This is a genomic window from Frigoribacterium sp. CFBP 8766 (assembly GCF_014841435.1).
Classification (GTDB): Bacteria; Actinomycetota; Actinomycetes; order Actinomycetales; family Microbacteriaceae; genus Frigoribacterium.
The window spans coordinates 717,225-730,703 of the sequence record NZ_JACYTX010000001.1 but is presented as its reverse complement, the minus strand read 5'-3'; the positions used below and the strand labels follow the sequence as shown (position 1 = coordinate 730,703).

The window sequence follows — 13,479 nt, the reverse complement described above, 5'->3', positions numbered from 1 at the left end:
GGGTGACCCTCGATCCCCGCCCCCGCCGCCGCCCCGACGTGACCGAGCTCGACCTCGTCGGCGGTCCCGAGGCCGTCGCGGTGACGCTGCACGACCCCGACCCGCGGTGGCCCGAGCTGTTCCGCGAGCACGAACGACGCATCGTCGCTGCCCTCGCGACGACCGGCACGCAGGCCCAGGTCGAGCACATCGGCTCGACGTCCGTGCCCGGCCTGGCCGCGAAGCCGATCGTCGACGTCGTCGTCGCGGTCGACGACGTCACCGCCGAGGAGGACTGGCTCGAGCCCCTGCTCGCCGCCGGCTACGTGCTGCGCGTGCGCGAGCCGGGGCACCGGCTGGTGCGCACCCCGGCGCGCGACGTGCACGTGCACGTCTACGACCGCGGCGCTCCTGCGGTGGCCGACTACCTCCTCCTGCGCGACCACCTGCGCCGCGACGACGACGACCGCGCCCTCTACGAGCGGACGAAGCGCGCCCTGCTCGAGCGCAGCTGGGACGACATGAACGACTACGCCGACGCCAAGACCGACGTCATCTCGGCGATCAAGAGCCGGGCGCGGGAGGCGCGCTAGGGCTGACGGGGACCGCCCCCGCAGCCGAGCCGGACGAGGACGTGCTGCGCTAGCGGAGGCCGCCCGTCGTGAGTCGTCGCAGCGCCGCCCACTGCAGCAGCATGATCGTCTTGCCGTCGACGATGCCGCCGTCGTCGACCATGGCCAGCGCCTCGGCGAAAGGAAGCTCGAGCACCTCGATCTCCTCGCCCTCGTCGGCGACTCCCCCGCCGGCGCTCGTCCGGTCGACGGGGCTGTACTCGGCGGCGTAGAAGTGCACCCGCTCGGTGACGGAGCCCGGGCTCATGTAGGCGTCTAACACGTGCGTGAGCTCACCCACCTCGACGCCCAGCTCCTCGCTCGCCTCGCGACGGATCGCCGTCTCCGGGTCGTCCTCGTCGAGCAGGCCCGCGGCGGCCTCGACGAGCATCCCGTCCGGGTGGTCGTTCACGTACGCCGGGAACCGGAACTGGCGGGTCAGCAGGACGGTGTCGCGGGCAGGGTCGACGAGCAGGATCGTCGCGCCGTTGCCGCGGTCGTAGGTCTCGCGCTGCTGCGTCGACCAGGTCCCGTCCCGTCCGCGGACGTCGAAGGTCGTGCGCCGCAGCACGTGCCAGCCGTCTGAGGTCACCTCGACGTCGCGCACGACGACGTCGGGGTTGCCGACCAGGTCGCGACCCGTCGCGTCGAGCCCGGTGCGGCCGCGCCCGTCGGGCCGGTCCCGCTCGCCGGGCGCCGAGGGCCGTGGAGGCCGAGGCGGGGTCGTGTCCCGGGGCGGGGACGTGGTCGGTGACGGTGACGTGGCCATGGAGCTCCTCCGTGGGGCAGGTGGAGGACCTCACCCTAGGAGGCGGCGCGCGGGCGGGTGCGGCGGGTTCCCGTCGTCCCCGGCGGTCCAAGCTCCAGGTTCGGCGGGTTCCCGTCACTCACGGCGGGTGGGCGCCCGCCCGCCGCCGGCTCCGGCGACCCGCCGACATCACGAACGGGGAACACCGGTGCACGGGGACGCATCGGCGGACCATGACGACCGACCCGTCTCGCGCCTCGCGCCCGCCCCGAGCACCCCGGAGTGGACGATCCACCCCGTCGTTACGGGGTGCATCGTCCACTAGGGGGTGCTTCGCGGCGTCGGCGACGCGACGCGACGGCGCGACCCCGCGCGTCGCCGCCCGTCAGCGCCGCGAGACCCGCTCGTCGCCGCCGACGATCGTCCGCACGGTGTCGGTCGAGATGCGGTCGTCGCGCGTCGGTCCCGTGGCCTCGGCCGCCGCCTCCTCGGCACCGGCCCCCGTGGCGGCCGCGTGTGCCGCGTCGCCGTGGCCGTCGGCGCTCATCGTCGACTCGTCGAAGGGCGACCGGCCGCCGAGCACGCGCTCGACCTGGTCCGTGTCGACCTCGCGGGTCCACGTGCCGACGAGCAGCGTCGCGACCGCGTTGCCGGTGAAGTTCGTCAGGGCGCGGGCCTCCGACATGAAGCGGTCGATGCCGACGATCACGCCGACGCCGTCGACCAGGTCGGGCCGGTGCGCCTGGAGGCCTCCGGCGAGGGTGGCGATGCCGGCGCCGGTGACGCCTGCGGCGCCCTTCGAGGCGATCATCATGAAGAGCAGCAGCGACAGCTGCTCCCCCACGCTCAGCGGCGTGCCCATCGCGTTGGCGATGAACAGCGACGCCATCGTCAGGTAGATCGCGGTGCCGTCGAGGTTGAACGAGTAGCCGGTGGGCACCGTGATGCCGACCACGGGCTTCGAGACGCCGAGGTGCTCCATCTTCGCGATCAGGCGGGGCAGGGCCACCTCGCTCGACGAGGTCGACACGATCAGCAGGTACTCGCGGCCGAGGTAGCGCATCACCCGGAAGATGTTGATGCCCGTGACGAGCTTCAGCACCGTGCCGAGCACGCCCGCGACGAACACGATGCACGTGACGTAGAACGCGACCATCAGGGTCGCGAGGGCGACGATCGCCGCGACGCCGGTCTCGCCGACGACGGCCGCGATGGCGCCGAACGCGCCGATCGGGGCGACCCACATGATCATCGCGAGGATGCGGAACACCAGCACCTGCAGGTTGCGGACCCCCTCGAGGATCGTCGCGCCGCGCGCGCCCATCCGCTGCAGCGCGAAGCCGACGAGCAGGGCGACGAAGAGCGTCTGCAGGATCGAGCCGCTGGTCAGCGACGACACGAGGGTCTCGGGGATGATGCCGAGCAGGAATCCGGCGGTGCCGCCCGCCTCCTCGCTCGCGGGAGCCTCGTAGCCGGTGCTGCCGACCATCAGGCCCTCGCCGGGGTGGATCAGGTTGCCGACGACGAGGCCGATCGCCAGGGCGAAGGTCGACATCGCGATGAAGTAGCCGAGCGCGAGCCCGCCGACCTTGCCGACCGTCGCCGCCTTCGCGATCGAGCCGACGCCGAGCACGATCGTGCAGAAGATCACCGGCGCGATCATCATCGAGATCAGCGACACGAACGCGGTGCCGATCGGCTTGAGCTGCACCGCGACGTCGGGCGCCGTCAGGCCGACGAGGATGCCGGCCCCGACCGCGACGATCACGGCGATGTAGAGCCAGTGCGACTTCTCGATCCGCCGGAGGCGCGAGAGGGGCGAACGGTGGATCGTGTCGTCTCGGGGGGAGGGCGTCGTTGCCATCGGTGGTCCTCGTGCTCGTGACCGGGACGACGTCGTCGCCGGTCGGCGGGGTGGATCGGGCCAGCATGACCTCGGTGCGCCCGGGGCACGAGCTTGCGTTCATAGTGTTCGCGGCGGACTCGGGTGTGTCCGCGGCGGTCGCTAGGGTGGCGCCATGACCGACGACGACGTCACCACGAAGACCGTCCAGCTGCGCCGCTACGAGCTCGCCCCCGGGGTGCTCGACGACTTCGTCGCCTGGTTCACCTCCCGGCTCGTGCCGGCCCGCACCTCCTCGGGCTTCACGATCGAGTTCGCGTACGCCGACCGCGCCGTCGAGGAGTTCACCTGGGCCGTCAGCGCTCCCGGCGACGCCGAGGCGTTCCTCGCGCTCGAGGCCGACTACCTGGCGTCCGAGGCACGAGCCACGGCGTTCGCCGGGGAGCCGACGCGCGTCGCCGTCTCGCACGTGCGGCTGGTCGAGCCCGTCCTCTAGGCGACCGGACCGTCCGGCAGTCCGATGCGCCGCGCAAGCATCGCCACCCGCCTGTTCGCCCTGCAGGTCGTCGGCGTCGTCGTGCTCGCCCTCGTCGCCGGGGCGTGGCAGTGGACGAGCGCGCGCACCGACACCGAGCGCGCGGCCGCTGCCCGCTGCACCGCCCTGGCGACCTCGATCGCGGACAACCCGTTCGTGCTCGAGGCCCTCGACACGGACGACCCGTCCGCGGTGCTCGAGCCGTACGCGCTCGACCTGATGCGCGACACCGACACCGACTTCGTCACCGTGATGACGACCGACCGCACCCGCCTGACGCACCCCGACCCCGCCGAGATCGGGCGGCCGTTCATCGGCACGATCGCCCCCGCGCTCGCGGGGCGGTCGTTCACCGAGACGTACTCGGGCACCCTCGGGCCGTCGGTCCGCGCCGTCGTGCCCGTGCTCGACGACGCGGGGGACGTCGTCGCCCTCGTGGCCGCGGGCGTGACGGTCGACAGCGTGTCGGCGGCGCTCGGCCGACGCCTCCCCCTGCTCGTCGGCGGGGCCCTCGCGACCGTCGCCCTCGGGGCGCTGGCGGCGTGGCTGCTCAGCCGCCACCTCCGGCGGGTCACCCGCGGCCTCGGCGCCGAGGAGCTCGGCCGGGTCAGCGACCACCACGAGGCGGTGCTGCACTCGGTCGGCGAGGGGCTCGTGCTCGTCGACGACCAGGGGCGGCTCACGCTCGCGAACGACCACGCGGCGCTCCTGCTCGGGCTGCCGTCGCTCGTCGACGACGTCGGGCGGCGTCCCGTGCCGGTCTCCGAGCTCGCGCTGCCGACGTCGTTGGCCGCGCTGCTCGCCGGGGGCGACGAGGCGCAGGACGAGGTGCACGTCGCCGACGACCGCGTGCTCGTCGTGAACCAGCGGGTCGCGGCCGCGCCGGCGCCGGCGCCGGGGGCAGTGGGCGGGCGGGTCGCGGTCGGGCGTGGCGCGATGGGGCGTGGAGCAGTCGGGGGCCGAAGAGGCGCGGGTCGCGCCCTCGGGACGGTCACGACCCTGCGCGACCACACCGAGCTGCGGCAGCTCACCGACGAGCTCCGGACGATGAGCACCCTCTCGGCGGCCCTGCGCTCCCAGACCCACGAGTTCGCGAACCGGCTGCACACGATCGTCGCCCTGATCGAGCTGGGCCGGGCCGACGAGGCGCTCCGCTTCGCCTCGGACGAGCTGGACCTCGGCCAGGTGCTCGCCGACCAGGTCGTGGCCGCCGTCGACGAGCCGGTGCTCGCCGCGCTGCTGCTCGGCAAGAGCGCCCAGGCGCGGGAGCGAGCCGTCGAGCTCGAGCTGCACGTCTCGCCCGACTTCGGCTCGCCGCGGGTGCCCGTGCGCGACCTCGTGACGGTGCTCGGCAACCTCGTGGACAACGCGCTCGACGCGGCCGCGCCGCGCTGGGCGGATGCGGGCACGGACGTCGACGTGGAAGGCACGGACGCAGGGCCGGAGGACGAACGCACGGTGAACCCCGTCGTGGACGATGAACCCCGGAACGACGGGGTGGATCGTCCACGACGGGATGCATCGGACCGACGCGCCGCGGGCAGCGCGGGCGGGACCGGCCGCGCTGGGCCTGCGACCGTGCGGGTGTCGCTCGACCGGCCCGCGGCGGGCGTCCTGCGGATCGCCGTCTCCGACAGCGGACCCGGGCTGCCCGGGGGTCGTGACGTCTTCGAGCGGGGCGTCAGCACCAAGGCGGGAGGCGCCGAGGGGCGCGGCATCGGCCTCGCGCTCGTGGCCCAGGTCGCGCGGCGGGCGGGCGGCACCGTCGACGCCCGCTCGACGGTGCACGGGACCACGATCACCGTCGACCTGCCCGACGACGAGGAGGCGGTGGTGCGGTCGTGACCGGCGCCTCCTCGTCCCGCCCCCTGCCCCCGACGACGGCCCCGGTGCGCGTGCTCGTCGTCGACGACGAGCCGCTCACGGCGGAGGCGCACGGCGCGTACGTCACGCGGCTCGACGGGTTCGAGCTGGTCGGCGTGGTGCACGACGGCCGGTCCGCCCTCGACCGGCTGCGGCAGCCCGGCGTCGACCTCGTGCTGCTCGACCTGACCCTCCCCGACATCCACGGGATCCAGCTGTGCCGGGCGCTGCGAGCGGCAGGATCGACGGTCGACGTCGTCGCGATCACGGCGGTGCGCGACGTCGCGATCGTCAGGAGCGCGGTGTCGCTCGGGATCGTGCAGTACCTGATCAAGCCGTTCGGCTTCGCGACCTTCGCGGAGCGGCTCACCGGCTACCTCGCGTTCCGCCGCGGGCTCGACCAGGGCGAGGGGCAGGTCACCCAGACCGAGGTCGACGCGAGCCTCGCGACGCTGCGCACGACCGCCGCCCCCTCGCTCGCGAAGGGGATCGCGCCCGAGACGCTCGCCGCCGTGGTCGAGGCGCTGCGGGCCGCGTCGGGCCCGGCGGTCGCCGCGTCTCCTGCCCTCGACGACGAGCAGGGGCAGCCCCGAGGAGGCGCGCTGTCGGCCGGCGAGGTCGCGGCGGCCGTCGCGGTCTCCCGCGTCACGGCCCGCCGCTACCTCGAGCACCTCGCCGACGCGGGCCAGGTCGACCGGGTGCCCCGGTACGGCGCGCCGGGCCGTCCCGAGCACGAGTACCGCTGGCGCTGACCCGGCGGCTGGCTCCGACTCGGGGTGGCGCTAGGCGCGGTCCTCGCGGACGACCGCGACCCCGCCCGCGGGGACCACGACGCGGCCGGCGCACGCCGCGCCGGTCAGGAGGTCGGTGCCGGCGACCTCGGCCCAGCCCTCCGACGACGTGTGGTTCAGGACGAACGCCCACGAGGCCTCGTCCGAGGCTCTGCGGACGACCTCCACCCCGGGCGACGTCACGGCGGCGGGCACGACCCCGGCCTCGTCGAGCAGCCGCCCCAGCAGCTCGCCGAGGCCTGCGGGCTCGAGGTCGGAGGCGAGGTACCAGGCCGAGCCCGAGCCCACCGGCCGCCGGGTCACGGCCGCCCCGCCCGCGACCCCGCCGGTCGTGTACGACGCCACCACCTCCGCGGTCGTGGCCGTGACGTGCTCCGTCCACCGGCGGGCGCGCCAACCGGTGTCGAGCTCGACGACCTCGGTCTCGTCGAGGGGCCAGAAGTCGTCGCCGCGCACGCCGAGGAGGTCGCGGAACGCACCGGGATGACCACCGGTCCTGACCGAGTTGGTCTCGTCGACGACGCCCGAGAACCAGGTCACGAGCACCGTGGCGCCCCGCTCGGCGGCGGCGGCCACGGCGGCGGGGGTCGCGTCGTCGACGAGGAACAGCCCCGGCACGACGACGAGGTCGTAGTCGTCGAGGGGGTGCCACGGCGGCACCACGTCGACGGTGACCGACCGCGCGAACAGCGCGGCGTGGATCGCCCGCGCCGTCGCGGCGTACTCGAGCCGGGCGGCCGGCTTGTGGCCGCTGCGCAGCGCCCAGCCGGCCTCGTCGTCGTGCAGCAGCGCGACCCTGGCGCCGGCGACCCGGCTCCCGGCGACCTCGGCCAGCCGCGCGAGGTCCGCGCCGAGCGCCACGATCTGTCGGAACGTGCGCGACTCGGGGCCGGAGTGCGGCAGCATCGCCGAGTGGAACTGCTCGGTCCCCGACCGTGACGCACGCCACTGGAAGTACATGACGCTGTCGGAGCCGCGCGCCACGTGCCCGAGCGCGTGCCGGACCAGCTCGCCCGGCCCCTTGGGCTGGCTGACCGGGTGCCAGGTGGAGCCGCCCGTCGCGTGCTCCATCAGGAGCCACGGGCCGCCTCCGGAGATGCCCCTCATCCGGTCGCCGGCGAAGGCGAGCTCCTGGTGCTTCATCGGGTCGGGGCCGTAGGTGTAGTGGTCGTTGACGACGATGTCGACCTCGTCGGCCCACCGGGGGTAGTCGACGACGTCGGGCCCGAGCCCGACCATGAAATTGGTCGTCACGGGCACCTCGGGCGTGACGCGCCGCAGCACGGCCGCCTCGGCCCGGTAGCAGTCGAGCAGCGCGTCGGACGAGAACCGCTCGTAGTCGAGCAGCTGACCCGGGTTGTGCGCCGTGATGCCCCGGGGCGTCGTGACCTCGTCGAACGACGAGTACGAGTTGCCCCAGAACGCCGTGCCCCAGGCTGCGTTCAGGGCCTCGACCGTGCCGTGCCGGGCCTCGACCCACGACTGGAAGGCCGCCTCCGAGACGGGGCAGTGGCACCGGGCGTTGCCGCCGCCGAGCTCGTTGCTCACGTGCCACAGCCGCACCGCCGGGTGGCCTGCGACGTGCGCGGCGAGCGCCTCGACGACGCGCAGCGCGTAGCGCCGGAAGACCGTCGACGACGGGCAGAACCCGAGGCGGCCGCCGGGGGCGAGAGGGTGTCCGTGCACGTCCTGGGGCAGGATCTCCGGGTGCAGGCGGTGCAGCCACATCGGGACAGACGCCGTGGGGGTGGCGAGGTCGACGCGGATGCCGTTCTCGTGCAGCAGGTCGAGCACCCGGTCGAGCCAGTCGAAGTCGAACGCGCCGTCGCGCGGCTCGTGCTTGATCCACGAGAACACGCCGACGGTGACGAAGCCGACGCCGGCCTCGCGCATCAGCTCGACGTCCTCGAGCAGCACGTCCCAGTCCCACTGCTCCGGGTTGTAGTCGCCCCCGAAGGCGATGCCCTCCGTGGGCCAGGTCACGGTGCCGCTCATGCGACCGCCTCGCCTTCTCCTGCGTCGTGGCCGGTCGCCCGGATCTCGATGACCCGTGCCGTGGGGCCGGTGACGTCCACGGTCACCGTGAGCTCCCCCTCCTGCGGGTCCCAGCTCCACGACCAGCCGGCCGGGTCGGCCGGGAAGAACGGCCGGGCCCGCACCTCCTGGCCGCGCAGCCCCGGCAGCGGGAGGACGACCCGGTCGTCGTCGCCCGAGCAGCGCCAGACGCTGAGGTGCGTCACGGCGCCCGCGCCGGCACCGGCGTCGGCGGTCAGCGCCAGGGCCGTCCACGCGTCCTCCCACGCCGGCAGCCCGAGCGGCCACGACGGCACGGCCCGCTCGATCGAGCCGAGCACGTCGCGGTGCGCCGCGACGGCGGCGCGCACGACGTCGCGCTGGGCGGAGTCCATCCGGTTCAGGTGCCCCGACAGGTACATCCGGCCGAGCACCGCGTTCACGAGCGAGAACGTGAACAGCTCGGGCTCCATGCCGGCGTGCGGGTAGGCCCAGTGCCCCGCCTGCTCGGGCAGCAACGCCGCGGGTGCGGCGGCCGCGATGGTCGCGTACATCACCGGGTCCTGCTGGTCGGAGGTCGACTGCACGTGCAGCCGCGACATCATCGCCCAGTCCATCCGCATCGCGCCCGAGGCGCAGTTCTCGATCAGGAGGCGCGGGTGGCGCTCCTGGACGGCGTCCAGCCAGGCGAGCAGCGCCCGCGAGTGCTCGAGCAGGCCCGCACCGGGAGCGAGCCTGCCGGCGTCCGTGCCGGGGCCCGTCATCGTGTTGTAGTCCATCTTGAAGAAGCCGACGCCGTGGTCGCCGACGAGACGGTCGACGACCCCGTCGAGGTGCGCCCGTGCGGCGGGGCTCCGCAGGTCGAGCAGGTGCCGCCCGTGGTCGGCGACGCGCACGCCGCCGCGGCTGAAGAACGCGTCGTCCGGCAGGGAGGCGGCGAGCGGCGACCGCACGCCGATCACCTCGGGCTCGAGCCAGAGCCCCGGCACCATCCCGCGCTCGCGGATCCGGTCGAGCACCTCGTCGATGCCGCCGGGGAACCGGCTCGCGGCGGGCTGCCACTCGCCGACCGTGTCCCACCAGTGACCCTCGGCGTACCAGCCGGCATCGATGCAGAAGTAGTCCGCGCCGACCTCGGCCGCCGCGTCGATCAACGGCAGCAGCTTCTCGGTGGTGGGGTCGCCCATCAGCGTGTTCATGTAGTCGTTGAAGACGACGGGCAGGTCGTGGTCGACCTTGCGCACGAGGCGCGTGGCACGCCGCTGGGCCGTCATCGCGGCCAGGACCTCGTCGACGCCGCCCGCCGCGACGGCGACCGAGGCCGGCGCCGACGTGAAGACCTCGCCGGGGCGGAGCACGAGGCTCCAGTGGTTCTCGGGGTCGGTCGGTCCGGACAGCAGCAGGTAGGCGCCGTGCCGCGTCTCGCCGAGCTCGAACAGCCAGGGGCCGGCGTGCTCGACCTGCCAGGCGAGCGCGGCCGAGCCGTCGCGGGCGAGCAGCGCGGCGGTGGGCACGGCCTCGCCGCTCGACCACGAGCCGCGGTCGCCGACGACGAGCCGGGTGCGGGGCGGCTGGTGCTGCACGTCGCGGTCGATGCGCGCGAGCCCGGCGTCGCGCAGCGGGGTCGTCGACCAGCGGCTCTCGGCCACCCAGTCGTTCGCCGCCGTCGCGAGGGCGAAGGCGTCGACGTCGTCGTCCCGTCCGAGGAACGCGCCGGTCGCGATCGTCGACACGGCGTCGAGGGTGAGCGGGGCGGCGCCGGGGACGAGGCCGACCTCGGTGTGCGTGCGGAACGCGGCCACCGCCTCCTGCGCCTCGAACACGCTGGCGACGACGAGGCCCGAGGCGTCGTCGCGCTGCTCGATGCGCAGCCGGGCCGTGCCGTCGTCGTCGACGTCGGCCTCGTGCGACACGTGCCGCAGGGCCGCGCCGAGCACGGTGTCGACGTGCCGGAAGCTGCCGGGGAACCGCCCGTGCCCGAACGCCGAGACCTCCACCAGGGCCTGCAGGAGGCGGTCGGGCACGTCGCCGTCGTCGCCCGACCAGAGCGCGGGTGCGGCTGCGTCCGGGCCGGCGCCCTGATCCGGCGCCTCCCCCGGCGCCGGCGCGGCCTCGCCTGTCGGCACCGCCCCCGGCTGGATCGCGATCAGCGCGACCGGCGCGTCGTCGGGCAGGGCGAAGGTCAGGTGCACGGCGTCGGTGCCCCAGTGCAGCAGCCTCACGTCAGCGGACCGCCGTCTTCGCGGCGAGCGCGTCGCCGGCCGGGGCGGACCCGGCCTGCACCCACGCCCCCGCGTAGTGGTCGTAGCAGATCGAGTTGTCGATGGTCGACCGGTCGGGCGCCGACTCGTCGCTCACGACCTTGCCCACGCGCTCGGGGTCGGGCGCGGCGAGGGCCAGCAGCTTCGTGTAGTCGTGGTGCGGGTCGAGGATGACGTCGTCGGCCGGCCCCCGCTCGACCACGCGGCCGCGGTAGAGCACGAGGATCTCGTCCGAGAAGTGCCTCGCGGTGGCGAGGTCGTGCGTGATGTAGAGAACCGCGAGGTTGTCCTCGCGCTGCAGGCGCCCCATGAGGTTGAGCACGCCGAGCCGGATCGAGACGTCGAGCATCGAGACCGGCTCGTCGGCGATGAGCACCTGCGCGCCGGGGGCCAGGGCCCGGGCGATCGCGATCCGCTGGCGCTGGCCGCCCGACAGCTCGTGCGGACGACGGGCCGCCATGTCCTCGGCGGGTCGCAGGTTGACGCGCTCGAGCATGTCGAGCACGCGCTCGTGCGTCTCGGCGCGGCCCCTCGTGCGGCGGTGGATCCTGAGCGGCCGCGCGATGTGGTGCTCGATCGAGTGGAACGGGTTGAGCGACGCGAACGGGTCCTGGAACACCATCTGCACGTGTCGCCGGTAGACCGAGCCCATCACGGGCGTGCCGTCGTCGAGCGTGACGTCGATCTTCCCCGAGCTCGGCTTCTCGAGCTTCGCGAGCATGCGGGCGATGGTCGACTTGCCCGAGCCCGACTCGCCCACGAGGGCGACCGTGCGGCCGGGCAGCAGGTCGAACGACACCGAGTCGACGGCCCGGAACGCCTCGCGGCCGATGCCCTTGCGGACCGAGAAGTCCTTGGTCAGGTCGGTGACGTGGATGCTGGTCATCGCGGGTCCTCCAGGTCGTCGGGGTCGGGCAGCACGATGGTGCGGGTGTCCTGCTCGAGGGGCGAGCCCTCGTCGACGCCGGTGCGGATGAACGCGCCGCGCGAGCCGCTGAGGCTCGGGAACGAGCTGAGCAGGCGGCGCGTGTAGGGGTGCTGGGCGTCGGCGTAGATCTGCTCGGCGGTGCTCAGCTCGACGATCTCGCCCTGCAGCATCACCGCGATGCGGTCGCTGATCTCGAGCAGCAGCGGCAGGTCGTGCGTGATGAACACGACGGCGAAGTCGAGCTCGTCGCGCAGCCGGACGATCTCGCGCAGGATGTCGCGCTGCACGACGACGTCGAGGGCCGTGGTCGGCTCGTCCATGATCATGATCTGCGGCTCGAGCAGCATCGCCATCGCGATCATCACGCGCTGGCGCATCCCGCCCGACAGCTCGTGCGGGTACGAGCGCAGCCGCACGGGGTCGACCCCGACGCGCTCGAGCACCTCGGCCGCCCGGGCACGCCGCTGCGCCTTGTTCATCTGCTTCTCGTGCGTGACGAGCACGTCGTCGAGCTGGGTGAGGATCGTCGTCACCGGGTTGAGGGCGTTCATCGCCCCCTGGAACACCATCGACAGCTTCGACCAGCGGAACGCCCGCAGCTCCTGCTCGCCGAGGGCGAGCAGGTCGACGTCGGTGCCGTCGCGGTCGTGGAACGTGATCGAGCCCGTCGAGATGCGCGCCGGCGGCTTGTGCAGCCGGTTGATCGCGTAGGCGAGGGTCGTCTTGCCGCAGCCCGACTCCCCCGCCAGCCCGAGGATCTCGCCCGGCGCGAGCGTGAGGCTCGCCGACTTGACGGCCGTGACCGGGTTCTCGACCTCGTAGACGACGGTGAGGTCGTCGATCGTCAGCACCGCGTCGCGACGGGTGCGGGGCCGGGACGCGACGGGCGCCTCCTGCGTGGGGGTCATCGGGAGGCCTTCTTCGCGAGACGGGCGCGCTTGCGGTGCAGGCGCACGTTCTTGAGCTTGGGGTTGATGATCTCGTCGATCGAGAAGTTGATCAGCGAGAGGCCGGTGCCGAACAGGGCGATGATGAGGCCGGGAGGGCCGAACCACCACCAGGCGCCGAGCGGCAGGGCGAAGCCGTTCTGCGCGTAGAACAGCATCGTGCCGAGGGTCGACGAGTTGGAGGCGCCCAGTCCGAGGAACGACAGGCCCGCCTCCCCGAGGATGGCCGCGATCACCGCGAAGACGAACTGCGACGCGAGCACCGGCAGCAGGTTCGGCAGGATCTCGACCGAGATGACGCGCCACGGCTTCTCGCCGGCGACGCGGGCCGCGGCCACGTAGTCGCGGCTGCGGATCGACAGGGTCTGCGCGCGCAGCACCCGGCTGGACGCGGCCCAGCCGGTGATCGCCAGCACGATGCCGATCGTCCAGAGTCCGCGCTGCTCCTGCGGCACGAAGCCCGAGATCACGATGACGAGGGGCAGGCCGGGGATCACGAGGAACACGTTCGAGAACAACGAGAACGCCTCGTCGGTGAACCCGCCGATGTAGGCGCCGAGGATGCCGAAGAAGGCCGAGAGGGCCGTCGCGAGGATGCCGACGATCAGCCCGATCTGCAGCGAGCCGCGGGTGGCCCAGGCGAGCTGGGCGAAGACGTCCTGCCCGGTCTGGGTCGTGCCGAGGAGGTGCTGGGCCGACGGGCCGGTGAGGCCGATGTCACGGATGACGGTCGGGTCCTGCACGAAGAACGGGCCGACGATGCCGAAGAGCGCGATGGCGCCGACCAGGCCGAGCCCGGCGGCGAGCCACGGGGTCATCGTCGGCAGCATCAGCCGCCAGGCGGAGCGCCTCGGCTTGCCGAGGTCGGCGGCCTCGGCGGCGAGCTGCGAGGTCGAGTCGACGACCGTGGTGGTCGTGTCGGGGGCGACGTTCGTCATGGGTGCTGCCTCCTGCTGGTGC

General features: G+C 73.7%; 11 protein-coding genes. 4 read left to right on the top strand and 7 right to left on the bottom strand.

The genetic code is table 11. The annotated features are described in order from the left end of the window. Positions 1–2 precede the first annotated feature (2 nt). Positions 3–572, top strand: coding sequence for a GrpB family protein (locus IFT90_RS03510; RefSeq protein WP_192040982.1), 570 nt, complete (start codon positions 3–5; stop codon positions 570–572). A 49-nt stretch (positions 573–621) separates the two neighbouring features. On the opposite strand, the gene IFT90_RS03505 is transcribed toward IFT90_RS03510, so the two are convergent. Both IFT90_RS03505 and IFT90_RS03500 read right to left on the bottom strand, forming a co-directional pair. Further along, a complete protein-coding gene (locus IFT90_RS03505) occupies positions 622–1,359 on the bottom strand; it encodes an NUDIX domain-containing protein (RefSeq protein ID WP_192040981.1) in 738 nt (245 codons plus the stop codon). A 364-nt stretch (positions 1,360–1,723) separates the two neighbouring features. Then, positions 1,724–3,202: a cation:dicarboxylate symporter family transporter gene (locus tag IFT90_RS03500; protein WP_199861629.1), complete on the bottom strand. Its 1,479-nt coding sequence runs from the start codon at positions 3,200–3,202 to the stop codon at positions 1,724–1,726. Between the two features lie 154 nt (positions 3,203–3,356). Between IFT90_RS03500 and IFT90_RS03495 the strand changes: the two genes are divergently transcribed. The 3 genes from IFT90_RS03495 to IFT90_RS03485 are packed head-to-tail and all read left to right on the top strand — an operon-like array spanning position 3,357 to position 6,331. Continuing rightward, positions 3,357–3,677 carry a hypothetical protein gene (locus IFT90_RS03495; RefSeq protein ID WP_192040980.1) on the top strand — a complete coding sequence of 107 codons (321 nt, stop codon included), beginning with the start codon at positions 3,357–3,359 and terminating at the stop codon, positions 3,675–3,677. A gap of 24 nt (positions 3,678–3,701) precedes the next feature. Then, positions 3,702–5,561 carry an ATP-binding protein gene (locus tag IFT90_RS03490; protein ID WP_192040979.1) on the top strand — a complete coding sequence of 620 codons (1,860 nt, stop codon included), beginning with the start codon at positions 3,702–3,704 and terminating at the stop codon, positions 5,559–5,561. After that, on the top strand, positions 5,558–6,331 hold the full coding sequence (locus tag IFT90_RS03485; protein WP_371812076.1) for a response regulator: 774 nt from the start codon (positions 5,558–5,560) through the stop codon (positions 6,329–6,331). The genes IFT90_RS03490 and IFT90_RS03485 overlap by 4 nt, the downstream gene beginning before the upstream one ends. 30 nt (positions 6,332–6,361) lie before the next feature. Here IFT90_RS03485 and IFT90_RS03480 read toward each other — a convergent pair whose 3' ends face one another. The 5 genes from IFT90_RS03480 to IFT90_RS03460 are packed head-to-tail and all read right to left on the bottom strand — an operon-like array spanning position 6,362 to position 13,457. Then, a complete protein-coding gene (locus IFT90_RS03480; RefSeq protein WP_192040978.1) occupies positions 6,362–8,365 on the bottom strand; it encodes a beta-galactosidase in 2,004 nt (667 codons plus the stop codon). Next, entirely contained in the window at positions 8,362–10,605 is a 2,244-nt protein-coding gene (locus IFT90_RS03475) for a glycoside hydrolase family 36 protein (RefSeq protein ID WP_192040977.1), read from the bottom strand. Before IFT90_RS03475 ends, IFT90_RS03480 begins: the two co-directional genes overlap by 4 nt. Before the next feature lies 1 nt (position 10,606). After that, positions 10,607–11,530: an ABC transporter ATP-binding protein gene (locus IFT90_RS03470; RefSeq protein ID WP_192040976.1), complete on the bottom strand. Its 924-nt coding sequence runs from the start codon at positions 11,528–11,530 to the stop codon at positions 10,607–10,609. Then, positions 11,527–12,480, bottom strand: coding sequence for an ABC transporter ATP-binding protein (locus IFT90_RS03465; RefSeq protein ID WP_192040975.1), 954 nt, complete (start codon positions 12,478–12,480; stop codon positions 11,527–11,529). The genes IFT90_RS03470 and IFT90_RS03465 overlap by 4 nt, the downstream gene beginning before the upstream one ends. After that, a complete protein-coding gene (locus tag IFT90_RS03460; protein ID WP_123547953.1) occupies positions 12,477–13,457 on the bottom strand; it encodes an ABC transporter permease in 981 nt (326 codons plus the stop codon). The genes IFT90_RS03465 and IFT90_RS03460 overlap by 4 nt, the downstream gene beginning before the upstream one ends. Between the last annotated feature and the right edge of the window lie 22 nt (positions 13,458–13,479).